The sequence below is a fragment of the Hallella sp. genome, from assembly GCF_037460745.1.
Lineage (GTDB): Bacteria > Bacteroidota > Bacteroidia > Bacteroidales > Bacteroidaceae > Prevotella > Prevotella faecis.
The window spans coordinates 13,619-39,012 of record NZ_JAXVAE010000126.1 but is presented as its reverse complement, the minus strand read 5'-3'; the positions used below and the strand labels follow the sequence as shown (position 1 = coordinate 39,012).

Genomic DNA, 25,394 nt, shown 5'->3' with positions numbered 1-25,394 from the left:
TAAATATCAAATATATAACTATAGTTAAGCGATTAATATCGCATCACTAGTAAAAACATTTTATAACTTTTTCTTCGTTGTTTGATGATAAAGTATTAAATTTGCAATCGAAAAAGGACGTAACAATGACCGAAGGCCGTCGACTGCGGCGTGGCAACGGCAGGGTGGGACGTCCCAGAAGAGAGAATTGACGAACTTTACATTAAAACATCAAGAATATGAGAAAAACTTTACTCACCATGGTTGCCATGCTGGCAACAAGTGGCGCTGTGATGGCGCAGAACGGTATTACTGAGGTCCCCGACGCTGACATGCTGGGCACAATGGCTACAGCCATGTCGCCTAACGGCCGATATATTGGTGGATCGGTTTACGCCACAAGCGGTGGCTTCCTGTTTGATCGCGAGACCAAGAAGGTTCAGATGTACGACGCTCTGGACGAGAACACCGACCTGCAGATCAAGTCGATCTCCAACGATGGTCTGGCTGTGGGATGGAACGGTCCAGCCTGCACGTTCGACTTCAACACCAACACCGTCAAGTCGTTTGGTGCGGCCGACCAGTACCTGTTTATCGGCATCAGCCCCAACGGCAAGCTCATCGTAGGCGCCCGTTACGATGGTGATGATGAAGAAGGCACGCCTTGCTACTTCAGCAATGGCACACCGGTCGACCTGCCCCAGTCGTCGGCTAAGTTCTTGGGCTACAATTCCGTCGGCGCTTCGGCCCTGTCGGTGAGCGACGACTCGCTGATCTCGGGCTATTATGTTGACGACATGGCTACGCGCCCCGCTACGCTGTGGGCCCTCAACAAGGACGGCAAGACATTCTCAAGCTATCCCATCTCACGTCGATTCTTCGCTCCTTCGATGGAGTCGACCATGCCTTACGCCATCTTCAGCTGCGACCAGACGGTGATGAGCGCCAATGGCAAGTGGCTTGCTGTGAACTTCGAGAAGTACATTAGCCAGTGGGAGTCGGTGAAGGGCGTGGCCCGTTACAACACGGAGAACGACTCGGTCGACTTCTTCATTGCCAACGAAGACGATGACCGCTTTGCCGACGTAGGCGCTGAGACTTACGCCTTCGCTGTGTCGAACGATGGCACCGTGGTAGGTTTCTATGGTAGCGAGTATGATTCTCGTGTGGCATACAGATGGAAGAAGGGCGAGGCCGACATTGAGCGTCTTGCCACAGCTTTCCCTGGTGCTACTCGCTTGGCCGCTTACGATGAGGGCGGTTTCAACACACCGTGTGGCATCTCTGCCGATGGCCGTTACATCTCAGGTTTCGGTTATGTGGTCGATACCACCGCTGAGGTTGAGGATGGCGAGGAGCCCGACGGCAACTGGGTGTCGTGGATTCTCGACACAGAGGATCCTGCCGCTTCGGTCGGCACAGGTGTTGAGAAGGTGCAGGTCAACAAGGCCAAGGCAGCCAGCGTAAGAGCACGCTATGCCATCGACGGCACCAAGCGCCAGAGCAAGTTCAAGGGTTTGAACATCCTGCAGCTCACCAACGGCAAGGCCATCAAGACCATCGAAAAATAAACATAGCATAAGTTCATAACGACCGAGTGGAAGCGAACCACTTGGCACCTATAGCCCAGGGCGTGATGCCTTGGGCTATATTTTTGGTATGCTACCCACGGGTAGCGGTATGGATTATTCTACTAAATCTTGTTAAACAAATCAGATGATTTACGTTTCATGGCAATGCTCATCACATTGGGCATTGTGTTTGGCGACATCGGCTCGTCACCGCTCTATGTGATGAAGGCCATCCTCCATACTGGCGAAACCATTGGTGAGAGCACCATTTGGGGCGCATTGCCAGGGTTGTGGAGGAAGAATAGCACAAAGGCGTACAACCAATCTCGATGAGACTTCGGTTGTACGCCTTTGTCGTTTAGCGAATGCGCTGATGGGTGGTGTGGCCTTAGCGCTTGTTGCTGAGCGCGCCCACTTCGTCTTGGTTGAGTGCGCGGCTCCACTGTTGCAGGTTGGTGCTGAGGTTGCCACAACGAACGTTCTTGAGCTTCAGGCCCTTGCAGGGAATGTACAGTTCGAGCACCTCGTTGCGGTAAACGCGCAGGGTGGCGCCGTCGTAGGTGGTGGTCAGCGTGGCGTCGGTGATGGGCGTAACGTGGGTGTCGCCCGATGTTCCGGTGGAGTAGAGTGCCCAGTTGTCGGCTGTGGCGAAGAGGTTGCCGCTCTTCACGCTCTTGGCCTTGCTACCCTTGCCCATGTTCACAAAGATGTAGTTGTCGGCTGTGATGCCCACCGTCAGTTGGTCGCTGGCGAAGAGCGTGGCGTCGCTGGTGCGCTTCTCGTCCTTCTCCTGATGGAACGTGGCGGCAACGCTAAACTTCTTGCAGCCCTTGGCCTGTGCCACCAGCCCGTTGCCGAGGTCCACCTTCTCTTCCGGCAGGTTGTAGTCGGCCACGATGCTTGTGGGGTAACCCTTCGGATAATGCTTGTTGACCATCCAGTAATAATAGTCGCCATGCATCCACGCCAGTCGCAACGCACTGTTCTTTGAGCCCGGCAACAGGTAGGGGCGCATGTTGTTCTTGTCCGAGTTGCGTGTCAGCTGCTCCGACGATTCCACCTTGCCATTGTCGGCCACGTTGTATTTCCAAATCTCGTAAACGCCCTCCTTATTGTATGCGCCCTCCTTGGTGGGAATGGAGAGGTAGAGCGTGTTGATGTTCTCGGGGTCGAGCGCCATGCCACCACTGTAGCAACGCTCCGTGCGGTTCCAGTTTTGGTGGAACGCGTGGCCTCCCAGCTGCACCCATGTGTCGCGCCATTCGTTGCCCGTCCAACGGCCGTAGTGGTAGGCATGCGTGGTCTTGGCGTTGTCGATATGGGTGTAGGCAATCACGGGGTTGGCGTCCTGGTCGAGCGCGATCTGCCACACCCAGTTGCGCACACCCGGCGTGTGGTCTACCACGGTAAAGGGATACTGGTTGAGATACGCCTCACTCTTGTTGACGCGGAACACGCCGTCGGCCACCTGCTGCAACGTGTTGCCCTTGATGTCCTTGAGGATGGGGCCGTTGCCGTGGTTGATGTCCACCACGTTGAAATACAACCAGTTGGGCATCTCGTTGTCGGGATGGCCCGTGGTGTAGGTGAGGTAAATCTTGTCCTTGCCGTTGCTGTGATACTTGGCGTAGGGACGTGCGCCCGTCGACTGCACGATCTGCTTCGGTCCGAAATCCACCGTCACATTGTCGTTGGCGTCGGGCATGGTGATGCGCGCCATGGTGGGGTGCCAGTTGATGCCGCGCCAGCAGAGGTAGATGTGGTTAGGGTCGTCGCTGAGGATGAAGGGCGACGGATAGGTGGTGTTGTTCTTTGTAGAGATGAATTTCTCCTCACCGAGCTGCGTGATGTCGCCCGGCTTCACCGACACGCGATACCAGATCTTCGGCTCGTCGGTATGGCGGGTGTAGAAAATCATGACACGCTCGTCGGGCAACACGATGAACGTGGGGTTGTTGTGGTCGTCGGGTTGGAACACCGAGCGTATCAACACCTCCGTGCGACGGTTGTTGCGGAAATCTATTTGCGTAGCCTTCACATTGCCATGAACATCGATGTAACCGATGTAGCTGGCGTTGATGGAGCCACTTGCGTTCTCGTAGTGGATGGCGCGCGGGTCGGCAAACCAGCACCAGGCGCCCTCGTGGGTCACGGTGTGCGAGGCCATCGCCGATACGAAGGCCGCCATTGTTATGACCAGTGATAGTAGAATACGTTTCATTTGTTGATTGTGTTAAGTTTGTTTGTATGTTTCAGATGTCGATACAGAAGCCAGAAGGCGGGCACAAGGAACACGTCGGCCGCCACCCACGCCACCGGGTCGCCCAGGCAAACGTCCGTGAAGGCCAGCGCCGGCACGAGCCACAGGCTTACGCCGCAGCGCGCTATCATCTCCATCACGCCCGAGAGCATCGAGAGGTTGCTGTAGCCCAGTCCCTGGATGGAGTAGCGAAGGATGGTGAGCACCCCCAGCATGGGGTAGAAATAGTTGGCTATGCGCATAAACAGGGCGGCGTTGTCGACGACAGCCTGCTCCGAACCGTCTACAAACATCCGCATCATCTCGTTGGCGAAGGGATAGATGAGAAGGAACGTGAAGACAAAATACACCAGCATGATGCGCAGGGCGTCGAACACGCCACGCCGCACACGGTCGATCTCTCCGGCCCCGATGTTCTGTCCGCAATAGGTGGCCATGGCCACGCCGATGTTCTCAAACACGCAGGTGAAGAGATACTTGATGCGCACGGCGGCGGTGAACGACGCCACGTAAAGGGTGCCGAGGGCGTTGTTGGCGCTCTGCAACATGATGACGCCGACGGCCGTGATGGAGAATTGCAGGCCCATGGGCACCCCGTTGTTGAGCAGGATGGATATGCGCTTGTTGTCGTAGGCGCGCTCGTCGCCCTGCGGAATGAGCACGGTCATCTTCCTGCGGATGAAGCCATAGCATAGCGCCGACGAGAAAGCCTGTGCCAGCAGTGTGGCCACACCGGCGCCCAGCACTCCCATGCCGAGGCCGAAGATGAGCACTGCGTCGAGCGCAATGTTGAACAGCGACGAGAAGATGAGGAAATAGAATGGGTGCTTGCTGTCGCCCAAGGCGCGTATGAGACTGGCCTGAAGGTTGTAGGCTATGGTGAATGGGATGGCCAGGAATTGCAGGAAGAGAAACGTCCATGCGTCGTCGAAAATGTCGGAGGGCGTGTTGACGAGGTGCAGGATCTTGGAGCAGAAGGCGCAGCTGAGCAGGGTGATGACCACGGCCAGCACCACGCCGATGCGCACGGCGTTGCTCACATACGACCGCATCTTGGCAAAATCCATGGCGCCGAAGGCTTGCGCCACAGGTATGGCGAAGCCGGCGCACGAGCCGTTGCAGAAACCCATGATGAGAAACATGATGCTGCTCGACGCTCCCACAGCGGCCAGGGCGCCCACGCCGATCCATCGGCCAACGATGACGGCGTCGATCACTTGGTACATCTGTTGGAGAATATAGCCCAATACGAGCGGCACGGCAAAGCGGAGGATGCCGCGGGCGGGCGATCCCACGGTCATGTCGGTCATGCCGCCTTGGGTGCGAGGGTTATGGAGCGTGTTGGTGTTGTTGTCCATAAGGGTTAAATCATGATGTCGTCGAGGTTGAGGGCGGAGCCCAGCATACCCTTGATGGTGCTCATGCGGGCCTTGCGGGTGAGCGAGAAGTCGCTGCTGTGGCGGTCTACATAGGCAAACAGTAGGAACGCCTTCTCGAGCAGCATGTCGCGCAGTGGTTTCTGCTTGTAGCTGCCTTCCACATAGAGCAGTTCGGCCAGCATCTCCAGTTTCTGTGTGCGTCGGTCGTCGGCCCACTCCTCACGTGCATAGTCGATGGCCTCGTGCGCGGTGAAGTTGCGTAGCGTCTCGTAGTCGCCCACATATTGGCGATAGAGGTCGCGCAGGTCGTCGTCGGTGCGCTTGTCGATGTCTTTTTCCAGGAAACGGCTGATGGCAGCCATAAACTCCTCGATGATGCGTATGAAATAGTCGCGTTGTAACATGGTGGTTGCTTATTCGATGTTGTTGGGTTGAGGCTCGCCGCTGGAGGTTGCGGTGGCCGCCTGTCCGTGGTGCAGGTCCTCGATGTATTGGTTGAGCTTCTTGTAGAACGGATGGCGCGTCATGGTCGAGGCGTCGCCCAAGATGATGAGCTTCATGCGGGCCCGGGTGATGGCTACGTTCATGCGGCGCAGGTCGCACAGGAAGCCTATTTGTCCGTCGTCGTTGGCCCTCACGAGCGATATGAGGATCACGTCGCGCTCCTGTCCTTGGAACCCGTCGACCGTGTTGACGGTGATGAGGCGTCGGAAGGGCTTGAAAAACTCGCGCTTCTTGATGAGGTGGCGCAGGTATTGCACCTGAGCGCGATAGGGCGATATGACCCCCACGTCGATCTGCTCGTCGAGCACTCGTTGCTTTCCAATCTTCGTGAAGTATTGCTCGAGCGTTTGCAGCGTGAGGTTGGCCTCGCCCTTGTTGACGCGCCCGAAGCTCTCGCCTACAAACTGCTCCTTGAAGGTGGGCTCGTCGGGTCCCACCTCCATCTGCGAGGTGTCGATCCAGTCGATGGGATAGTCGAGGTCGAGTATGCCGCGATGGCTAATCTGCGGTGCCGTTTTCACCTTGCCGCCATAAAACCAGTCGGAGCTGAAGCGCATGATGTCGTCGTTCATGCGATACTGCACCTGTAGGAGCGTCACACACTCGGGCTTTCGCTCCACAATGCGCTCCATGAGCGTCTTGCCCAGTCCGGCCTTGAGGGCGGCAATGCTCTTCACCGTGGGCGGCAACTGGCAGTGGTCGCCCGCCAGGATGACGCGCCCGGCGCGCCGGATGGCTATCCAGCAGGCCGCCTCAAGGGCTTGTGCGGCCTCGTCGATAAACAGGGTGGAGAATTTTTGGCCCTCCAGCAGGCGGTTGGCGGCGCCCACGAGCGTGGAGGCGATGACGCGCGCCTGCCCGAACAGTTCGGCGTTGATGCGTATCTCGAGTTCGGTGGCGCGACTCTTCAGCCGTTCCAACTTCTGGTGGTAACCGGCGTCGCGCCCCTTGCGCTTCTGCCTGAGCTCACGAATGGCCTTGCGGATGGCCCATAGCTGCGGATAGTCGGGGTGGCCCTCAAACTGTCGCTCGTAGGTGAATCCGAGCATCTTGTCGTTGACGCGCGAGGGGTTGCCGATGCGCAGCACGCTGATGCCGCGGTCTACGAGTTTCTCGCATATCCAGTCGACGGCCATGTTGCTCTGTGCGCACACCAACACTTGGCTCTCGCGCATGAGCGTCTCGTTGATGGCCTCGACGAGCGTTGTGGTCTTACCTGTTCCCGGAGGTCCGTGCACCACCTCCACGTCCTTGGCCCTGAGCACCTCGTTGACGGCGTGCTCCTGCGTTGTGTTGAGCCAGGGGAAGCGCATGGGCTCGAAGGAGAGCGTCTGCGGCTTCATGTTGGTGTAGAAGAGGTCGCGCAGGTAGGCCAACCGCCCGTTCTTTGCCTTCATCACGCGGTCGAGCGCCTCAAACATGCAGCGGTAGCTCGTCTCGTCGAAGAAGAGTTGCACGCCGATGGGCTTGGTGCTGCCCTGCAGGTCGAAGGCATGTCCCTCAGGGATGGTCACCACCATGCGGTCGCCATCCACATACGACACGGTGCCGGTGAAATTGAAATAGCGCACGCCACCCTGGGCCGCCGATGTGGCGGTCGTGGGCTCGTCTACGGTCCAAAACACCACAGGCTTGCCGTATTCGAAGTTGTGCTCAATGTCTTGGTCGGCGGTGCGTGTCACCTCCACGCAATACTGGTTGAGCGAGTTGTAATAGGTGCGTCCAACGCTGAGGGGAAACCACGCGTCACCGCGTTTCACCTTGCGGCCGAGGCCTACGCGCTCGGTCTGCTTGCGAAACGCCTCTTTCTCCACCTGATACTCCAACTGGAGCAACAGGCGTTGTTGTTGTAAGGCTTGTAAGGGCGATACTGCATTCATCACTGCAAAGTTATGAAAAAGAAATCAGATAGTGCGTGGTTTGTTTGGAATTTAGTGTCAGTAAGCCTATCATTCGGCTTTTTCGTGGGGCAGTGGCGGCTTTTCGGGCAAATCCGAGCGCCGACGTTTGAGGCCAAGACGAAGAGCAATGGAACGCGCCGCCAATCATTTCCAATGAGAGATGCTCCTGGGAAAAACGCCAACAAACCTTTCCTCAATTTAACATTTGTTCTTCACCGCAGGTACATTCGCTCGCAAATACGCCATTCTTGATGATTTTTGCAACTGTCAGATAATCAGCGAGTTGCAGTTATGTGTACGTATTTCGGGTTTCGCTCTTCCCATTTCGCCCTCCCATCTCTGCCTAATGGCGTGGCGAAAGACCATGTATCGCATTGCCATCTCTTAGCTTTCGCGTCTCGATAGATGGTCTTTCGCGTCTCGATAGATGCCTAACCGCAAGCCGATGACTCATTTTTCGTGCTTTCGAGGCGTAAAAACGGTCCTTCCGTCCTCTGTTTCACGCAAAATCGCAACACCGTTTTCTAACCAAAAAACCTTACGAACCACACCTCGCTCGTCGCCTCATCGCCCACCCCGACAGCAGCGGTTGGCGGCCATAAGTGAGAGAATGATAGAGAAAAGAAGTGCATGTGAATGAAGCCGAAGAGATGCCTCTTATAGCCCTAATGGTTAACCCTTCATCTGTTAGAAATGAACAATCCCATTTTTCACTTAGTCTTATTAGCAACTTGCTTAGTTTCTTGTTTGTGTTGAAATGGAAGTCGTTGATGGATGAAGACTTATAGAGCGTATAGTTGTAGCCAATTTCTTGCTCGTACATCAGGTCGTATGGATCTAAAGAGGCTGTACGTTGGGATTCTCGTGCAGAAGTGTCATTTTGCCTTTACACCCTTAACACACTCGTCTTTGCAAAGGTATATCTCGTGTAATGCTGATAAGATTTTGCAACACTGGTCGCCGTTGTATGTGCAGTTGCGTCTGCTAAGCACCTTGTTGAAGGTTTTGTCGAGAGAGCATTAAAAACCTTGTTATAAAAAAATGCATCTAAAAGAAGCTGCTTTCTCAGTTTTTATGCTTACCTTTGCCATTTGGCAGATGTTCTTTGTTTGAGTTTTAAGCAGCACGAAGGTAAGAGCATTGTCTGACATACGCAAGCTGTAGACAAGTTCTTGATGTTCAATGGTTTGCTTTCTCATGAAAAGATAAGTCTGCTAATTTTTAGTAACGATTAGAACATATATAATATGGACACAATAATCATAGGTCAAGGATATAATCTAAAAGAGAATACATCCGTCGGTAAAGAACTTATAGGGTTGTTCAAGTCTCATCGATACAATTCGTTTACCTGTCTTGTGGCATTTGCAAGTCAGGGAGGTGTCTCTGCCTTATCAAAGGAAATCCAAGAAGCTAAGGGTAGAGGATGTCAGCTAAAAATTATCCTTGGTGTTGACCAAAAAGGCACTTCTAAAGAAGCTCTTGAAGAAGTGCTGTCCTGGGGTGTTGATGCAAAAATCTATCATACTAATGAATTTAACATTTTTCATCCGAAGGTTTACTTGTTTGAAAACGAAGATATTTTTAGCCTTATTGTAGGTTCGAATAACCTCACTGTTCCAGGATTAGTTCAGAATGTGGAATGCTCATTGATGATAAAAGATATTAAGAGTAATCCTGTTTTGGCTAATTTCTATGAATACTGGAAAGGCATTCTTGAAGGTACAGAAGTAAATCTTTACCCTTTGACCCAAGAACTTATAGAAAAGTTATACGAGGACAGAATTGTCACTTTGGAGTCACAGCGTTCTGAAAGATATGATAAAGGAACCGATGATGAGCCTTCTGCCAGTAAACATAGAAGTATAGAATTTGGAAAAGCTGGAATACAAAAATTGCCAGAAGGATTTACTCCAAAACGTAAACAGAGACTGGTTAAGGTAAAGACTGTAAAAGCAAAACAAAAGAGTAAAAAACAGACAGAAGAACTGCGCCCAATTGGAGAACAGGTCTTGATCGCTGAAATAGGAGGAGGACCTCGTTGGAAACAAGTTAATTTTCCTATTGAGATCTTCCAAAATTTCTTTGGCGCTCAACGCAATGATAATACATACACGATTGATTTAATGAATATCTCGAAAGATGGTGCGTTAGGGGCTATTGAGACTAGGCAAGCGGTCACTGTAAAGAGTAACAATTTCCGTTTTGAGATTAAATGTGCTGAAACTATGGGAGAATATCCAGGGAATGACAAACGTCCAATAGGTCTTTTTGTAAAACTCGATAGTTCAGAGTTTTTGTATCAAGTTCTAATGCCTGATTATCCAGCCTATGAGGCAATAAAGAAATATCTCTACATGGAGGCGAAACCAAGACGAGCAGGCGAATTAAAGCGTGTTATCCGCAATGTTGAAGCTGTTCATGCACTATATCCAGAACTTATTGTGTAATGATGAAATACAACTTTAGAACCCTCAATTATCTAGGTAGTAAATTGCGCCTACTTGATTTCATTGAGGGTAATGTGCTTAATGTTACTAAGGAAGGTGAAGGCGTCTGTGATCTTTTCGCAGGCTCTGGTTGCGTTTCCTATAAATTATCAAACAAGTTCTGTGTTACTTCATGTGATATTCAGGCATACTCCAGGGTGATCACTAATGCACTTATGAAGGACTTCCATGTTACTAATTTGGACATTGATGTTTTTTTGAGCGAGATTGTTAAAGAGGGTTCTTTGTATGAGAGTTTCCTTCCCTTAATAACAATGGAAGAGGAGGCTATAGAGCATAAAAATCTTGAGGTTCTCACAGACATCCTTGAACATGGCTCTGTTGAAGTTTATAGTATTGAACATAATGTCTCTCATATAACCGAACAACTACAATCGGTTTGGGATAATTTAAAAAGTAATGGTTTATTAGACGTAAGGTCGCTGATAAGTCGTTATTATGGAGGCGTGTATTTCTCATACAGGCAAGCTGTTCAGATAGATATAGTATTGGAGGCCATAAGTACATATGTTGAAAAGGATAATAGAGACTTATACCTTGCCGCATTGTTGAGCACAGCCAGCGATGTGGTCGATACTGTGGGTAAACATTTTGCCCAACCTATCAAAGCTCGAAACTCGAAGGGTGAGATCAAGATTACTGTTTATAACAAAGCTGTTAAGGATAAAACTATAGATGTACTTGGGCTGTACAAGGAGTGGTTGCAACGCTACATAGAGTTGCCTAGGTCAAATAATGAACATGTGGTCATCCAAGGTGACTATATGGATTGTTTAAGAGGTCTTTCTGATAAAGTGAGAACCATTTACGCTGATCCTCCATATACTCGCGACCACTACAGTAGATTCTATCACGTATTAGAAACAATGACACTAAGGGATACACCTGAGTTGTCAACAACAAATATACATGGAGATTTTCATGTAAGTAACGGAATATATCGAAAAAATAGACATCAGTCACCATTCTGTATTAAGAGCCAGGCGCCAGATGCTTTCAAAACTATGTTTGAAAATGCTTCATCTACAAACAGGAATCTGCTGTTGTCGTACTCGCCTTACGATGAAACAAAGAAGAGTCATCCGCGAGTCGTTACGATGCAACAACTCATAACATGGGCAAAAGAATACTTTGCCTCAGTGGAGATTGTTTCTGCGGGTTCGTTTAAGCATAATAAATTGAATTCAGCAGAACACTTCCTCGATGCGTCCGATGAAGCGGAATTATTAATTGTATGCACAAATAAAGACAAATAGGAAATGCAATTAAAGGATAATATAAAATTTGTTTTTGACAAGCAAATATCTGTAGGAAATGAGAATTGCCAAAACCTCCTAATCAAAGGAGATAATAAGGCGATTCTTCCAGAACTTGCGTCAGCTTATAGAGGGAAGGTAAAGTGCGTCTATATCGATCCTCCTTATAATAATGGAGACTCATATCACTACTATGATGACAATACTTCAACAGCTTTATGGTTAAAGGAAATGAGGGCTGTACTAATGTGGTTAAAACAACTGCTTACTAAAGATGGTAGTGTGTGGATATCTATAGACGATAAGGAAATGGCCTATCTTAAAGTTGAGGCAGACACTATATTTGGTCGAGAGAATTTTGCAAGTACAATTATATGGCAACAACGAAAAACAAGAGAAAATAGGGCGGTTTTCTCGTGCAATCATGAGTATATTCTTGTCTATACGAGGGATATTAAAGCATTCAAAAAGTCTCGCAATCTTTTGCCTGTAGGGGAAGGTTTTATAGATTCAAAATACAAGAATCCTGATAATGATCCTCGTGGACCTTGGCAATCCATTTCTGCAAGTGTGCAAGCCGGCCATGCTGTGGCAAGTCAGTTTTATTCTATTACCTCTCCAACAGGAAAAGAGTTTAATCCGCCCAAAGGGCGTTGTTGGAGTTATAACCAAGAACGCATGCTTAGGGAAATTGCAGATGGTAACATTTGGTTTGGTCTTGATGGAAATAACACTCCCCGTATTAAGAAGTTTCTGAAAGACGCAAAAATTGGCTTAACTCCAGAGACTCTATGGTCTGGTGACAATTATGGCACGACAGATTCTGCAAAGAAACATCTTCTGTCATTGTTTCCAGACGTGGATCAAGTATTTGATACTCCCAAGCCTGAAGAATTGATTAAGCAGATTCTTGAAATTGGAAGTAATGAAGGTGACTTGATTTTGGATTGCTATTTAGGATCAGGTACAACTATAGCCACTGCTCACAAACTCAATCGTAGATATATTGGCATAGAAATCGGTGAACAAATGACCAATCTTGTTGTGCGCCGATTAAATGACGTTATTGCGGGAGAACAAGGTGGAATATCTCAGGTTGTAAATTGGCAAGGTGGTGGCGAATTTGCTTATTATGACTTTGATAATAAGATAAGAGAAAAACAACCGTCTTCATTAACAAGATCGGTAAAGAATGTAAAGCCTGTTTCTGTAAAGCAACTAAACTTGTATGAACTCTTCGACCGATATAAAGATAATCCTATCATAGAGAATAGTATGGTTCGTGAGGATCTTAGTATGAACGTATATGGAAGTTGTGGCAATTCAAGCATTCTTCCATCTAAGAATTGTCTTATTGGCCTTGTCAAGAAAGATAACTTAGAACAATACGTTGAGCGGTCGGCAAAGATTTACTATACAGGCAAGAAGTTTCCATCTACAGTGGCACTCAACAAACTTTTCTATTTTATGCCATACTTGAAAAATAAGGGTGTGCGTGATCTTTACCTTATCAAGGTTGCACGTGTTGGCACTCGTAAGGAAGGGCAGTGTGGCGAGGCAAAGAATGATCTTCGTTTAGTGTTTGACATAGAATTTGTAAAGCAGTTCTTCGACGACTATATGCCAGTAGAGCTTAAGATTTGGAGAACATTTACGGATACTACAGTAGAAAAAATAATGTTAGCGAAAGACGAACAAAAGAAGTATTCAAAAACCAATTAAGACATAATATAAGATCCGAAAGAGCGTAGTAGGTATATGCGGAGTTTTTGTCTTATTTTTAAAATTTGCTTTTTGTTGGCAACAATCCAGTAATGAGCTAAGCTAAGATAAACAAATGCCAGAGAGCAAAGCGTTTACTATATCCATGTGGTGGGTATATGCGTAATTATTGTCTTCTCTTTCCAAATGTTGTCAAAATTGACGCATATAGTTAATGTGTAATTGTCTATATCTCTTGGGGCCTCTTTAGATTGACGTTTCCTTGACGATATCTTTATAGATATTATTCAGCGATATACCTTACCCCATGGGGTGGAATAAAAATGCATGTGGGTTTCGGTTGGCGGCCATTGGGGCGCTGGCTACGGCAGGCTAACACATGAAGAAGCCGGCTATTCGCTCGAACGGCCGGCTCCACGAGAACTAAGTATAACTAAAAACTCGCGTGATGAATTACAATCTTCTTACTAAGTGTTTTCCATAATACCCCCTCGGCCCATGGCCATTTGGGGCGATACCTATGAGTTGTCAGGGTTGCAGTGTAAATCCTACCACAAGATAGGCCTTCTCGGTGCTGGGGTTGGCGGCCACCTGGGCAAACACCGGAACGCTGAACGCATCGGTGATCTTCAGGTCTTTGGTGGCCTTCAGGCCTACGTGGGTAACAGCAAAGCCGTGGGCGTCGCCGTAGAACGATGTGGCGTAGGGCACGGCGCCGATGCTGGCCTGCCAATCGCATCCACCCAGTTTGAAGGGCGCTGAGGCCTCCACGTAGGATGAGTAGGCGCGGTCGCCATCGTTGTTCACGCCGTCGTTGCCGGCAAAGTTGGTGTACCAGTTGAGGGCCACCGGACCGAAGTCGTAACCCACGTTGGCCTCAAACACGTGCGATGTCTCGTGGGCGGCATAGGCGAAGTAGCGCTCGTTGGGACTGTTGAACCAATAATCGGTTACGCCAATGTGGAACCCTCCGGTGGAGTAGGCCGCCGTGAGGTCAAACTCCTTGGTGTCGGAAGGCTCGGAGATGCCCACGCTTCCCCAGGCTGTCAGCGAGAAACCCTTGTAGCCGATGCCCAGCGTGGGCTGCAAGGAGATGGCGCCCAGCTCCTGACCACGCCAATAGTACTGGCTCACTACGTCGGCGGCGATGGTGGTCTCTACCTTGTCCTGGGCGTTGGCGGCAGTGGCGAAGGCTGTCAGACCGAGTGCCATGGCGCCCACCATGCGGATGTTCAACTTGTCGGCTAATCTTCTCAAATCTTTCATAATGATTAGGGATTAAGACCCAGCCGGCCTCCCACATAACAATGGGGAAAAGGTTAAGTGTCGAGGCCGACGTGGGTGCGGTTTTTTGAATCGTGTTAGTTGTTCGCTTGGGAGGCTTAGTTGTAGCAGCTCTCTCCGTGCTCGTAGATGTCGAGGCCTTCCTCCTCAATACGCTTGTCGACACGCAGGCCAACCAACTTCTTGATGCCGTAGAAGAGCACGATGCCTGCTGCGATGGCCCATACGTCGATGCAGACGATGCCCAGCACCTGTGCTCCGAAGAAGCCCCAGCCGTGACCGTAGAAGGCGCCAGAGTCGACAGCCAGCAGACCGGTCATGAGCGTTCCGAGGATACCGCACACGCCATGTACGGAACTGGCACCCACAGGGTCGTCGATGTGCAGCTTGACGTCGATAAACTCGATGGAGAACACCAGGATGATACCTGCCAAGAGGCCAATGATGAGGGCGCCCAGCGGACTAACGAGGTCGCAACCTGCGGTGATGGCAACCAAACCAGCCAAGATGCCGTTCAGCGTCAGCGAGAACGAGGGCTTGCCATACTTGATCCAAGAGGTGAACATGGTGCCCAATCCACCTGCCACAGCGGCGAGGTTGGTGGTGAGGAACACATGGCTGATGGCTACGCGGTTCACCTCGCCTGAGGCTGCCAGCTGCGAACCGGGGTTGAAGCCGAACCAACCGAACCAAAGGATAAACACACCCAGGGCGGCGGCCATCAGGTTGTGGCCGGGAATGGCGGTGCTCTTGCCGTTGCGATACTTGCCCAAACGGGGACCTAAGCAGATGGCGCCCACCAAGGCCAGCACACCACCTACGGAGTGGACAATGGCCGAACCGGCGAAATCGTGGAACGTGGTGCCAAACGTGCTCATCATGAACGATGAGGGATCGGCGTTGCAGAGCCAACCGCCACCCCAGGTCCAGTGACCCTCAATGGGGTAGATTAGCAGTGAGATAAAGAACGAATAAACGCAATACATGGAGAACTTTGTGCGCTCAGCCATGGCACCCGACACGATGGTGGCGCTGGTGGCGCAGAACACGGTCTCGAAAATCAGGAAGCCCTCGGTGGGGAGGTCGCCTTTGTAGAACGACAGGTCGCCGAAGTTGGGCATGCCGATGAAGCCGGCGCCGTCGCTGCCAAACATGAATCCGAAGCCAACAAACCAGAAGAGGACGGAGCCTATCATGAAGTCGACGAAGTTTTTGAACAATATGTTTGCTGTGTTTTTGCCACGTGTGAAGCCCGCTTCGCACAGCGCAAAGCCTGGCTGCATGAAAAAGACCAGCATGGCTGCAAGCAACATCCATACGGTATCAACTGATAATGCTAAATCCTGTACACTCATAATCTTTACCTTAAAAGTTCAACAATCGGTAATTCTTTTTCTCTCGCTTGAGCCAATTACTTCTCCTGTTCGGCGTTGTAGAGGGCAATGTCGCCGCGCTCGCCTGTGCGGATGCGCACCGTGTCCTCCACGGGAATCACAAAGATGCGGCCGTCGCCAATCTCGCCCGTGCGGGCCGCCTTCTCGATGGCGGCAATGGTCTTCTCCACGTTCTTGTCGCGAACCACAATGTTGAGCAGCATGCGCTCAATGCTGCTGGTGTCGTACATCACGCCACGGTAGATGCGTGCCTGCCGCATCTTGCCTTCGCCTCTCACATCATAGTAAGAGAACCATTCGATGTCGGCGGCCAAAAGAGCCTCTTTCACATCCTCGAACTTCGTCTTGCGGATGATTGCTTCGATCTTCTTCATGTTTAATCTCTCCTTATTTAATATGAATACTCTGTTAATTCTCTCTCATGAACACAAGGAAGCAAAATACCTAAAAACAATCCATTTGCCTTGAAGGATGGTGCTTTGACTTTCCTTTTGTCTCTTTTCGAGTGCAAAGGTATGACAAAAAGTAAGCTTAAAGATGTGTTTACTTACGTTTTGTTCTATTAAATGTCGACTTGTTTTAATATGGTTAGTGATTTGGCTGAAAATGTACCAAACTGTAAGGTTTCAACTTTTCTATGCTTACAGTTTGTAAATTGAGGGCTTGTTGAAGGCACGTTTGTGGTTGGCCACTGTGCTTCGGTGTGTCAACCCCAAATCGGTATAATGGCAAATTTGGGTTAAAACGACCCACCGCAAAGCGCCCACCTAACGGCTTGGTGCATGTTTTTCGCACGAAAACGCTCTATGGCTTGCCATATTCAAATCAAATTCGTAATTTTGCAGAATACAACTAAAAATCGAACTAACGTACATCCTACCTAATTATGCGTCAAATCTTATTGGCTCTCATGCTGATGGTCGGTGTTCACACCGCCTCAGCGCAACGCCCCTTGCAAGTTCGCTTCAACCAACCCGCGCCCGAACCCGGTGAGTTCCAGCCCTATGGCGGTGTAGATCCGCAGTGGGAACGGCGGTCGTTGCCTATCGGAAACGGCAACATCGGAGCGTCGCTCTTTGGCTCTGTGGCCACCGAGCGCCTCTCGCTCAACGAGATCACGTTGTGGAATGGTGGACCAGGCACCAGCAAGGGACCGGCACATTATTGGAACGTCAACAAGAAATCGACCGATGCCTTGCGACAGATACGCGAGGCGTTCGCTGCCGGCGACTCGGCCCTCGCCGCCCAGCTCACGGCCGACAACATGAACGGTGTGGCAGCCTACGAACGTGGCGCCGAGCCCGAATGGCGTTTCGGCAACTACACCACGCTGGGAGAGCTGCGTGTGGCGACGGGCATCGACGCCTGCGATGAGGGCTCCTACAGTCGCACCCTCTCACTCGACTCGGCCTTGGCGCGTGTCAGTTTCACGGCCGGTGGTGTGCGCTATGTGCGCGAAACGTTCTGCTCGCATCCCGAGAATGTGCTCGTTGTGCGCTTCACCGCCAGCAAGAAGGGCAAGCAAAACCTCCTGCTCAAATATGTGCCCAGCATGGAGGCCAAGTGCACCACATACAATGTCGACGCCAATGAGTTGCTCTATGTGGGCAATCTTACCAACAATGGCATGAAGGTGGTGGTGCGTATCGCCATGCGGCACAAAGGTGGCAAGGTGGTGCGCAACGGCCATGAGGGCCTCCAGGTGAAGGGCGCCGATGAGGTGGAGTTTATCCTCACGGCCGACACCGACTACAAGATGAACTTCGATCCCGATTTCAACGACCCGAAGACCTATGTGGGCGTGGAGCCTATGGAGACCACCGCCAGTTGGCTGAAGGCCGCCATGGCCTTGAACTACAAGCGCTTGATGAGGCGTCATCTGGCCGATTATCGTCCTATCTTCACGCGTGTCAGCCTGTCGTTGGGCGCCGACGCCAACAAGGCGCTGACGAGGACGGAACTGGAGAAGGCCACTCCCGACCGTCTGGCCGACTATCGCCGTGGCGTGGCCGACCCCTATCTGGAGGCGCTCTACTACCAGTTTGGCCGTTACCTGCTCATCTCTTCGTCGCGCGCCGGCAACTTGCCCGCCAACCTGCAGGGACTGTGGCTGGCCAACTCGGACGCTCCTTGGCACGCCGACTACCATAACAACATCAATATCCAGATGAATTACTGGCCTGTGATGCAGGGCGGTCTGCAAGAGTGCGCGAAGCCTTTTGTCGACTATGTGCGCACATTGGTCAAGCCGGGTGCCGTAACGGCACGCGATTACTTTGGCGCAAGGGGATGGACGGCCTCCATCTCGGCCAATCCCTTCGGCTTCACAGCACCGTTGCGCGACCGCGACATGTCGTGGAACCTCTCGCCCGTGGCGGGTCCGTGGCTGGCCGCCCAGGTCTATGATATCTACACCTTCAGCCGCGACAAGGAGTGGCTCAAGAACGAGGCGTACCCCATCATCAAGGGTGCAGCGCTGTTCTGTCAGGACTTCCTGTGGCGTAAGCCCAACGGAAACTACACCGTGGCACCCAGCACATCGCCCGAGCATGGCATCATCGACGATGGCGTGACGTTCTGCCAGGCCGTGGTGCGCGAACTGCTCACCGACGCTGTGGAGGCCGCCAACATCCTGGGAGTGGACCAAGACGAGTCGGCTCAGTGGCAGGATGTGTTGCGCCATTTGCCTCCTTACCGCATTGGCCGCTACGGACAGCTCATGGAGTGGAGCCGCGACATCGATGATCCGAAGGATGAGCATCGCCATGTAAACCATCTCTTTGGCCTCCATCCTGGCCACACCGTGAGTTGGGCCTACACGCCCGAGTTGGCCAAGGCCGCGCGGGTGGTGCTCGAGCATCGTGGCGATGGCGCCACAGGCTGGAGCATGGGATGGAAGCTCAACCTATGGGCACGTCTGCTCGATGGCAACCATGCCTACAAGCTCTATGGCAACCTGCTGAAGAACGGCACCGCCGACAACCTCTGGGACCTGCACCCGCCTTTCCAAATAGATGGTAATTTCGGAGGAACGGCTGGCGTTACAGAGATGCTGCTGCAAAGCCAAGATGGCGACATCCATCTCTTGCCGGCCCTGCCCGACGCATGGGCCGACGGCGAGGTGAAGGGATTGTGTGCCCGCGGCAATTTCGTGGTGGACATTACTTGGCGCGGCGGACAGCTTGCCGAGGCACGCGTCCGCTCCAACAGTGGCGAGGCCGGCGTGGTGCGCTACAAGGGCCAGACGCTCCCCGTCGACGTGAAGCAGGGCGAAACGCTCGTCGTTACATGGGAAAAGGGTAAGTTGCAGGCCGAGAAAGCGCGCTAAAAAACGCGTCCGTCGACCTTCGAGGGTCAACGGGGCGTTGATCGATAACTAACAGATAGACATTCCAATAATAAAAAATACATGATCAAGAAAACCATTATTGCGGTGTGTTGCCTCATGGCAGCCTTTGCGCCGCATCACGCTTCGGCCGTTAACGACAAACCGTTTGTCATTCCTGAACTGAAAGTGTGGAAGGGAGGCGAGGGCCTGTTGACCTTCGCCGCAGCCGATGGACAGCAGGCTGCGGCACCTGCCATTGTTGTGAAGAAAGACGCTAACAGTGCCAAGGTCAAGGAGGTGGCGCAGATTCTCGCCGCCGACCTGAAGAAATCGTTGGGCGCAGAGGCCCAAATGCCTGCACGCAACAAGGCACAGGCGGGCGACATCTACCTGGAGATTAAGAAAGATAAGGCGTTGGGCGAGGAGGGTTACACGCTCACGGTTACCGACCGCGTGGTGATCAGCGCTTCCACGGTGAAGGGTCTTTACTGGGGCACGCGAACGCTCTTGCAGATGCTCGACAACAGCAAGGGAAAGAGCTTGCCCAAGGGCGTGGTGCGCGACTGGCCCGATTACAGCTATCGCGGTGCGTTCCTCGACTGTGGACGTAAGTTCCTGCCCATGTCGATGTTGCGCGATTATGTGCGTATCCTCTCTTATTATAAGATGAACGCGTTGCAGATCCACCTCAACGACAACGGTTTCAAGCAATTCTTCGACAACGACTGGAAGAAGACTTATGCTGCCTTCCGTATGGAATGTGACACCTATCCCGGCCTCACGGCACGCGATGGTTACTACACCAAGCGCGAGTTTGTGGATCTCCAATTGCTCGCCGACAGCCTCGGCGTGGAGATTATCCCTGAGATTGACATGCCCGCCCATGCGCTCGCCTTCACCCAGTATAAGCCGGAGATTGCCAGTGAGAAGTATGGCATGGACCACCTCGACCTCTTCAAGCCTGAGACCTACACGTTCCTCGACGCCCTGCTCAAGGAGTATCTCGATGGTCCGAACCCGGTGTTCCGCGGCAAATACATGCATATCGGCACCGACGAGTATTCCAATGCCGACCGGGAGGTGGTGGAGAAGTTCCGCGAGCTCACCGACCGTTACATCCGTACCGTGGAGGGCTACGGCAAGAAAGCCAAGGTGTGGGGCGCACTGACCCATGCGCGCGGCACCACACCCGTTAAGGTGAAGGATGTGCTGATGGACCTGTGGTACACGGGATATGCCAACCCCGACTCGATGCTCCAGTTGGGTTACAACCTCGTTTCGATCCCCGACGGATATGTTTACATCGTTCCGAAGGCTGGCTACTACTACGATTACCTCAACTGCAAGTGGCTCTACGAGGACTGGACTCCCGCCAACCTCGGTGGCAACAAGAAGTTCCCTGAGCGCCATCCGCAAATCAAGGGTGGAGCGTTTGCCGTGTGGAACGACATCGTGGGCAACGGCATCACCGACCAGGACATACACTATCGTTGCATGCCGGCTATCCGCACGATGGCCACGAAGATGTGGACCGCGTCGGCCACCAAGTTGCCTTGGGCCGACTTTGAGCGCCAATCGCAGGACGTGCGCGAGGCACCGGGTGTCAACTACGCCGGTTACCATCCCACGGGCAAGTTGCAGGTGGCGCAGGTGAAGCCGGGCGACACGCTGCCGATCGACAACATCGGTTGGAACTATGAGGTGAGCTTCGACATCGACGCGCAGCCTGAGGCACGCGGCACGGTGCTCTTTACCGATGGCGGCACCACGTTCTACCTCTCCGATCCCGTGGCGGGCTTGCTGGGATACGGTCGCGATGGTTACATGCATCATTTCAACTACCAGTTCTATCCTGGCGAGAAGGCACATGTGGCTATCCGTGGCGACAAGGAGCAGACAACCCTTCTGGTCAACGGAAAGGCCGTGGAGACGCTCGGGGTGAAGAAGGTGAACTTTGGCGAGCGTGGCGACATGTACTACATCCGCACCTTGGTGTTCCCGCTGAAGAAGGCCGGACAGTTCCGCAGTCGTATCACCAACTTCACGGCTGAGGCTGCCAAGTAAGAACGATCATTACGAGATGCTCATGGGGTATGTGCGTTGCGCCATGGCCTATGGGCTTTTTTTTGCTTTCAACCCCCATGGGTCATTAGGTCATCATTGTTGATGGCGTTTGGCCCAAATCGGTCGTTGGATAGGAAAAGAAACTATGGCATCCTAACCATCAACCCGGTTCGGTCTAACGACCTATGGGGCTTAGGGTTACAAACAAATCAAAAGACAGAAAGATATGGCACTTATTCAAACGGTGAAGGGTAAGACTCCCCAGTGGGGCGAACGCTGCTTTCTCGCCGAGAACGCCACATTGGCGGGCGATATCATGATGGGCGACGACTGCTCGGTGTGGTTTGGAGCCGTCGTCAGGGCCGATGTCGACGCCGTGGTGGTGGGCAACCGAGTGAACATTCAGGATTGCGCTTGCGTCCATCAGACAGCGGGAGCGCCCGTGGTGCTCGAAGACGATGTGTCGATAGGCCACGGGGCGGTGGTGCATGCCTGCACTGTGAGGCGTGGAGCGCTCATCGGCATGAACGCCGTGGTGCTCGACAAGGCCGACATTGGCGAACAGGCCATCATTGCCGCTGGCGCCGTGGTGCTGGCCGGTTCACAGGTGGGACCACGCGAGACATGGGCTGGCGTCCCTGCGCATAAGGTGAAGACCGCGCCCGAAGGGCAGGCTCTGGAGTATGCTGAACATTACATGTACATAAAAGAATGGTACAGAGAACCATGAAGACAAAACTGTTATTTGTTTGCCACGGCAACATTTGTCGCAGTCCGATGGCCGAGTTCTTGATGAAGAAACTGGTGAAGGATGCGGGCCGGGAGGCCGAGTTTGAGATTGATAGTATGGCAACGTCGACCGAGGAGATAGGCAACGACATGTATCCGCCGGCCAAGCGTTGCCTGCGCAACCATGGTGTGCCTTTCCAACGGCGCGAGGCACGCCAGCTGACACAGGCCGATTATGATTATTATGACCGCATCTTTGTGATGGATCGCAACAATCTCAGGTGGCTGAAGATGTTGGGCATCAATGACAACGAGGGCAAGGTGAGCCTGCTCATGACGCTCGTAGGCGAGCACCGCGACGTGGCCGACCCTTGGTACACTGGCGATTTTGAGAAGACTTTCAGCGACCTCAGCGAGGCGTTGCCCTCATTGCTCTAACGCACGAGGCGCCAGCCGCAGTGGGGCATGGAAAATATCGCTGCGTAACGCGGTGAGTTTCGCCGATCCCATGCCACTCGCATAGCGTTACATTCCCTAAATAACAAAGGGCTTGTCCGTGCGAATCGTCACATGGTGTCGTTCCGTGGATAAGCCCTTCTCGCTAAACAACTATTTTTCTAACTAAAGCCTAATATTGTCTTTGGTCTGCTATCGGGACGGCGCCAAGTGGTTCTCGTTCCATAGGCGCTGTGGGCGAATGGAGCGTTGCGTGCCCTAAGCCCTCTTGTAGGGGTGTGGGGTTGCTGTTCCCCGTTACACATAAATAATACGCATGATTGCGAAGATGTACCCAAGAAAATCGACACGAAACGACATTTTCTTGCTGATGGAAGGGGAAGCGGGCGTGAGCCGAGGATGTTTTGCCGTGATATTGAATGGGGAGGGATAAATATTTGTGGTTTTCTTTTTGGTCAGTTGGCAGATTGTTTGTACTTTTGTGGATGTAGAAACCAAACAAACCAATGCTATGGAAGGATTGTTTAGAGAAGAAATAGAGACCCGGCAAGTCGACATGTTTTTTGCCAACGAGATGGGGCGGCAGATCCATCGTTACATCAAGGCCATGCATGGCTCGCTGGCGATGCTCGAGAAGTTTGAGGCCCGCATGAAGACCCTCACCGTGCCGCAGCGCGAGGAGGCTATGGCCCGTTACATCGATCTCAACAGAAAGGTTGTCAAGGACCTCTCGTGGCGCATGCTTGTGGCGCGCGCCATCGCCAACTATTGCGACACGTTCCATTACTTTATCAGCATGATTGGCGATGATGAGACCATGTCATTCTACGTAACACGCATGAAGGACAAGTACCTCAAGTATCATGAGGTGTTCGAGAAGGATGGCAAGTATGGCATCAAGGACTATGAGGGCAATGTGCTTTTGTCGCCCGAATATGAGTTCCTGCGCACGCCCTACGTCTATGTCGACGACATGATGACCATGCCTATCATTGCGCAGAAGAACGGTAAGATGGGACTGGTGCTCCCCGATGGCAGCCAAACGGTTGTCGCTCCTTTCGAATACGACGACATTTCGCTGCGCGATGTGGAGCCGTGGTTCGAATGCACCAAAGGCAACGAAGTTGAACTCAGATAAACGACCTTGAAGCACAAGATATTTCTGATTGTCGCCACCTTTGTGGCTTGGACATTGCTTTTCATACTGCAAAAACCGGTGTTCCTCCTTGTTTATGATGGAGGATTAACCGATTTGTGGCCTGTGGTGGGCCATGGCTTGCCGCTCGACCTGTCGATGGCCGGATACCTCACGGTGATTCCAGCCCTCGTGCTGTTGCTGAGCGACGTGCCGCTGGCCGTGTTTCGCCGACCGTCGGCCGACCGATGGTGGCGACTTGCGTTAGCCGCCTATTTCGGGGTGGCCTCGGTGGCCGTGGCCCTGAGCTTCGTGGCCAATATGGGATTGTATGGTTATTGGCGCTTTCCGCTCGATAGCACTCCTGTGTTTTTCCTCACCTCGTCGCCCGCCGACGCCTTGGCCAGCATCAGTTGGGGCCAAGGCTTGATGGCGCTGGTGGGCTTGGTGCTGGTCGTGGCCCTCATCAGCCTGGTGTTCCACCTGCTCTATCTTAAGGCCTTCCGACAGAAAGGTAAGCGTAAGGTGTGGCCTGTGGTGGTAGAACTGTTGCTGCTGGCATCCCTCTTCCTGCCCATCCGCGGTGGCGTTACGGTGTCGTCGATGAACACGGGCAAGGTGTATTTCTCCCACCACTCGGTGCTCAACCATGCCGCCGTGAACCCGCTCTTCTCGTTTATGGAGAGCATGAGTCACCAAGAAGACTTCGCCTCGCAATACCGTTTCATGGACGATGCGGTGGCCCATCGCATCGTGGCAGACTTGAACCGCCCCGTGGGATCCGCCAACCATACCCAAGTGCTGCGCTGTGAGCAGCCCGATGTGTATGTCGTCATTCTCGAGAGCTTCTCTGACACGGTGATGCATACCCTCGCAGAAGGCATGGATGGCCGTAAGTGGCCTGTCACGCCGAACCTTAATAAGCTTAGCGAAGAGGGCATCTTCTTCCGCAATTTCTATGCCAACAGTTTCCGCACCGACCGCGGCCTGTTGTCGATCCTCATGGGCTATCCCGCTCCGTCGGTGGTGAGCCTGATGAAATATCCCAAGAAAACCGCTGCCCTGCCGTCGATAGCGAGCCATTTGGCCAAGGCGGGCTATGGCTTGGAGTATTATTATGGTGGCGATGCCGACTTCACAAACATGCGCTCGTTCTTGGTGAACCAGGGGTTCTCGTCGATCATTTCTGATGTCGACTTCCCCGTTTCTGCCCGCCTCAGCAAGTGGGGTGTGCCCGATAACTTGCTGTTTCAGCGTGTGGAGAAGGAGTTGAAAGTGGAACGCCCGTCGCGGCCTATGATGCGTGTCATACAAACTTCGAGCTCCCACGAGCCTTTTGATGTGCCGCCTGGGTATATGCAAGACAAGACGCTCAATGCGTTTGCCTTTGTCGACAGTTATTTGGGCGATTTTGTGAAGAGTCTTCGCAAGACCGATCGCTGGGATAGTTCGCTCGTTGTCATTGTGCCCGATCATCTTGGCGCATGGCCTGAGGAGATCGATAATTTTAAGCCGTGGCGCTTCCATTGTCCTATGATTTGGACGGGTGGAGCCATCGAGAAGCCGATGGTTGTAGATACATACGCATCGCAGCAGGACATTGCCGCTACGTTGCTCGCACAGTTGGGCTTGCCCCACAACGACCTACTATTCAGCAAGGATATCTTCGATGCGTCGATACCCCATTACGCCTTCTTCCTGATGAACGATGGCATTGGATTCATCGACGCCGACAACACGATGATTTACGATAACAAACTGGGTCGTACGGTCATCGATGAGGGCCGACAAAAGGGTAAGAACCTCCAGCGGGGCAAGGCGCTTCTGCAAGTGTTGTTCGACGATATCGCCCGGCGCTGATCTTCATCGGCGCCATGCTCTATCCGCTATGCGCCACGCCTCATGGGGCGTGGGTGAGCAAT

18 protein-coding genes and 1 pseudogene are annotated in these 25,394 nt (G+C 52.5%); 12 read left to right on the top strand and 7 right to left on the bottom strand.

Annotation, left to right across the window (positions count from 1 at the left end; translation table 11 throughout):
• Nucleotides 1–218: 218 nt before the first annotated feature.
• Both WKK33_RS08770 and WKK33_RS08765 read left to right on the top strand, forming a co-directional pair.
• A complete protein-coding gene (locus WKK33_RS08770) occupies nucleotides 219–1,550 on the top strand; it encodes a hypothetical protein (protein WP_337933419.1) in 1,332 nt (443 codons plus the stop codon).
• A 159-nt stretch (nucleotides 1,551–1,709) separates the two neighbouring features.
• Nucleotides 1,710–1,832 (top strand): annotated as a pseudogene (locus WKK33_RS08765) (KUP/HAK/KT family potassium transporter); the annotation flags it as partial.
• Between the two features lie 106 nt (nucleotides 1,833–1,938).
• On the opposite strand, the gene WKK33_RS08760 reads toward WKK33_RS08765, so the two are convergent.
• Genes WKK33_RS08760 through WKK33_RS08745 form a run of 4 tightly spaced genes read right to left on the bottom strand, consistent with a single transcriptional unit; the run spans nucleotide 1,939 to nucleotide 7,573 of the window.
• Nucleotides 1,939–3,771 (bottom strand): BNR repeat-containing protein, encoded by a 1,833-nt coding sequence (locus tag WKK33_RS08760; RefSeq protein ID WP_337933417.1) that lies wholly within the window; start codon nucleotides 3,769–3,771, stop codon nucleotides 1,939–1,941.
• Nucleotides 3,768–5,168, bottom strand: a complete 1,401-nt coding sequence (locus WKK33_RS08755) for an MATE family efflux transporter (protein ID WP_337933416.1) — start codon at nucleotides 5,166–5,168, stop codon at nucleotides 3,768–3,770. The genes WKK33_RS08760 and WKK33_RS08755 overlap by 4 nt, the downstream gene beginning before the upstream one ends.
• Before the next feature lie 5 nt (nucleotides 5,169–5,173).
• Nucleotides 5,174–5,593, bottom strand: coding sequence for a hypothetical protein (locus tag WKK33_RS08750; protein WP_337468656.1), 420 nt, complete (start codon nucleotides 5,591–5,593; stop codon nucleotides 5,174–5,176).
• 9 nt (nucleotides 5,594–5,602) lie between these two features.
• Complete coding sequence (locus WKK33_RS08745; protein WP_337933414.1) at nucleotides 5,603–7,573, bottom strand: AAA domain-containing protein; 1,971 nt, start codon at nucleotides 7,571–7,573, stop codon at nucleotides 5,603–5,605.
• Nucleotides 7,574–7,585: 12 nt separating this feature from the next.
• Between WKK33_RS08745 and WKK33_RS08740 the strand changes: the two genes are divergently transcribed.
• The 4 genes from WKK33_RS08740 (at nucleotide 7,586) to WKK33_RS08725 (ending at nucleotide 13,082) form a co-directional block, all read left to right on the top strand.
• Nucleotides 7,586–7,846 carry a hypothetical protein gene (locus WKK33_RS08740; protein ID WP_337933412.1) on the top strand — a complete coding sequence of 87 codons (261 nt, stop codon included), beginning with the start codon at nucleotides 7,586–7,588 and terminating at the stop codon, nucleotides 7,844–7,846.
• Between the two features lie 995 nt (nucleotides 7,847–8,841).
• Nucleotides 8,842–10,044, top strand: a complete 1,203-nt coding sequence (locus WKK33_RS08735; RefSeq protein ID WP_337933411.1) for a phospholipase D family protein — start codon at nucleotides 8,842–8,844, stop codon at nucleotides 10,042–10,044.
• The gene (locus WKK33_RS08730) at nucleotides 10,044–11,360 is read left to right on the top strand and encodes a DNA adenine methylase (protein WP_337933410.1); all 1,317 of its coding nucleotides are present in this window, start codon (nucleotides 10,044–10,046) and stop codon (nucleotides 11,358–11,360) included. The genes WKK33_RS08735 and WKK33_RS08730 overlap by 1 nt, the downstream gene beginning before the upstream one ends.
• Before the next feature lie 3 nt (nucleotides 11,361–11,363).
• Complete coding sequence (locus WKK33_RS08725; RefSeq protein ID WP_337933409.1) at nucleotides 11,364–13,082, top strand: site-specific DNA-methyltransferase; 1,719 nt, start codon at nucleotides 11,364–11,366, stop codon at nucleotides 13,080–13,082.
• 528 nt (nucleotides 13,083–13,610) lie between these two features.
• On the opposite strand, the gene WKK33_RS08720 is transcribed toward WKK33_RS08725, so the two are convergent.
• The 3 genes from WKK33_RS08720 to WKK33_RS08710 form a co-directional block, all read right to left on the bottom strand.
• On the bottom strand, nucleotides 13,611–14,294 hold the full coding sequence (locus tag WKK33_RS08720) for a hypothetical protein (RefSeq protein WP_287769526.1): 684 nt from the start codon (nucleotides 14,292–14,294) through the stop codon (nucleotides 13,611–13,613).
• Between the two features lie 170 nt (nucleotides 14,295–14,464).
• Nucleotides 14,465–15,721 carry an ammonium transporter gene (locus WKK33_RS08715; RefSeq protein ID WP_337933408.1) on the bottom strand — a complete coding sequence of 419 codons (1,257 nt, stop codon included), beginning with the start codon at nucleotides 15,719–15,721 and terminating at the stop codon, nucleotides 14,465–14,467.
• A gap of 56 nt (nucleotides 15,722–15,777) precedes the next feature.
• Nucleotides 15,778–16,134, bottom strand: a complete 357-nt coding sequence (locus WKK33_RS08710; RefSeq protein WP_215759486.1) for a P-II family nitrogen regulator — start codon at nucleotides 16,132–16,134, stop codon at nucleotides 15,778–15,780.
• 512 nt (nucleotides 16,135–16,646) lie between these two features.
• On the opposite strand from WKK33_RS08710, the gene WKK33_RS08705 reads away from it, so the two are divergent.
• The 6 genes from WKK33_RS08705 (at nucleotide 16,647) to WKK33_RS08680 (ending at nucleotide 25,332) form a co-directional block, all read left to right on the top strand.
• Entirely contained in the window at nucleotides 16,647–19,088 is a 2,442-nt protein-coding gene (locus tag WKK33_RS08705) for a glycoside hydrolase family 95 protein (RefSeq protein WP_337933407.1), read from the top strand.
• 81 nt (nucleotides 19,089–19,169) lie between these two features.
• Complete coding sequence (locus WKK33_RS08700) at nucleotides 19,170–21,152, top strand: family 20 glycosylhydrolase (RefSeq protein WP_337933405.1); 1,983 nt, start codon at nucleotides 19,170–19,172, stop codon at nucleotides 21,150–21,152.
• A gap of 226 nt (nucleotides 21,153–21,378) precedes the next feature.
• Complete coding sequence (locus tag WKK33_RS08695; protein WP_337933404.1) at nucleotides 21,379–21,882, top strand: gamma carbonic anhydrase family protein; 504 nt, start codon at nucleotides 21,379–21,381, stop codon at nucleotides 21,880–21,882.
• Nucleotides 21,879–22,319: a low molecular weight protein-tyrosine-phosphatase gene (locus WKK33_RS08690; protein ID WP_337933402.1), complete on the top strand. Its 441-nt coding sequence runs from the start codon at nucleotides 21,879–21,881 to the stop codon at nucleotides 22,317–22,319. The genes WKK33_RS08695 and WKK33_RS08690 overlap by 4 nt, the downstream gene beginning before the upstream one ends.
• A 529-nt stretch (nucleotides 22,320–22,848) precedes the next feature.
• Nucleotides 22,849–23,475, top strand: coding sequence for a hypothetical protein (locus WKK33_RS08685; protein WP_215760534.1), 627 nt, complete (start codon nucleotides 22,849–22,851; stop codon nucleotides 23,473–23,475).
• Between the two features lie 6 nt (nucleotides 23,476–23,481).
• Entirely contained in the window at nucleotides 23,482–25,332 is a 1,851-nt protein-coding gene (locus WKK33_RS08680; protein WP_337568389.1) for a sulfatase-like hydrolase/transferase, read from the top strand.
• The last annotated feature ends 62 nt before the right edge of the window (nucleotides 25,333–25,394 follow it).

Excerpts from the sequence above, each read along its gene's own strand:
- WKK33_RS08750 (WP_337468656.1), bottom strand. The coding sequence starts at position 5,593 with ATGTTACAACGCGACTATTTCATACGCATCATCGAGGAGTTTATGGCT.
- WKK33_RS08715 (WP_337933408.1), bottom strand. The coding sequence starts at position 15,721 with ATGAGTGTACAGGATTTAGCATTATCAGTTGATACCGTATGGATGTTG.
- WKK33_RS08720 (WP_287769526.1), bottom strand. The coding sequence starts at position 14,294 with ATGGCACTCGGTCTGACAGCCTTCGCCACTGCCGCCAACGCCCAGGAC.
- WKK33_RS08735 (WP_337933411.1), top strand. The coding sequence starts at position 8,842 with ATGGACACAATAATCATAGGTCAAGGATATAATCTAAAAGAGAATACA.
- WKK33_RS08690 (WP_337933402.1), top strand. The coding sequence starts at position 21,879 with ATGAAGACAAAACTGTTATTTGTTTGCCACGGCAACATTTGTCGCAGT.
- WKK33_RS08705 (WP_337933407.1), top strand. The coding sequence starts at position 16,647 with ATGCGTCAAATCTTATTGGCTCTCATGCTGATGGTCGGTGTTCACACC.
- WKK33_RS08745 (WP_337933414.1), bottom strand. The coding sequence starts at position 7,573 with ATGAATGCAGTATCGCCCTTACAAGCCTTACAACAACAACGCCTGTTG.
- WKK33_RS08740 (WP_337933412.1), top strand. The coding sequence starts at position 7,586 with ATGAAAAAGAAATCAGATAGTGCGTGGTTTGTTTGGAATTTAGTGTCA.
- WKK33_RS08685 (WP_215760534.1), top strand. The coding sequence starts at position 22,849 with ATGGAAGGATTGTTTAGAGAAGAAATAGAGACCCGGCAAGTCGACATG.
- WKK33_RS08710 (WP_215759486.1), bottom strand. The coding sequence starts at position 16,134 with ATGAAGAAGATCGAAGCAATCATCCGCAAGACGAAGTTCGAGGATGTG.
- WKK33_RS08730 (WP_337933410.1), top strand. The coding sequence starts at position 10,044 with ATGATGAAATACAACTTTAGAACCCTCAATTATCTAGGTAGTAAATTG.
- WKK33_RS08755 (WP_337933416.1), bottom strand. The coding sequence starts at position 5,168 with ATGGACAACAACACCAACACGCTCCATAACCCTCGCACCCAAGGCGGC.
- WKK33_RS08770 (WP_337933419.1), top strand. The coding sequence starts at position 219 with ATGAGAAAAACTTTACTCACCATGGTTGCCATGCTGGCAACAAGTGGC.
- WKK33_RS08695 (WP_337933404.1), top strand. The coding sequence starts at position 21,379 with ATGGCACTTATTCAAACGGTGAAGGGTAAGACTCCCCAGTGGGGCGAA.
- WKK33_RS08725 (WP_337933409.1), top strand. The coding sequence starts at position 11,364 with ATGCAATTAAAGGATAATATAAAATTTGTTTTTGACAAGCAAATATCT.
- WKK33_RS08700 (WP_337933405.1), top strand. The coding sequence starts at position 19,170 with ATGATCAAGAAAACCATTATTGCGGTGTGTTGCCTCATGGCAGCCTTT.
- WKK33_RS08760 (WP_337933417.1), bottom strand. The coding sequence starts at position 3,771 with ATGAAACGTATTCTACTATCACTGGTCATAACAATGGCGGCCTTCGTA.